1 pseudogene is annotated in these 265 nt (G+C 72.1%); it reads left to right on the forward strand.

The features are described 5' to 3' along the window. Window positions 1–27: 27 nt before the first annotated feature. Window positions 28–265, forward strand: a pseudogene (locus A3728_RS22855) (hypothetical protein); the annotation flags it as partial.

Consider the following 265-nt stretch of genomic DNA (forward strand, 5'->3'; position numbering starts at 1 on the left):
GGCAAGGGAGGGGGAGCCCTGCACGGGATGAACATCGTCGCCGGGGCCAGCCGGATCGGGGCGGAGACCTTGCCCTGCCGGACCTGCCACCTGTCGCGTGCGCCGGTTCTGCAGCGTCCCCATGCGCCGCCCGCCGTCGATGACGCCTGGCGGTTGCCGCCCGCTTCCCTTGGCTGGCGCGGTCTTTCCGGTTCGGCGCTTTGCCGCAAACTGCGTGATCCCGCGCGTACCGATGGCCGGGATGCGGCAGCGCTTGCCGCACATG

Origin of the sequence: Sulfitobacter sp. HI0040 (genome assembly GCF_001634885.1) — a bacterium.
GTDB lineage: Bacteria > Pseudomonadota > Alphaproteobacteria > Rhodobacterales > Rhodobacteraceae > Sulfitobacter.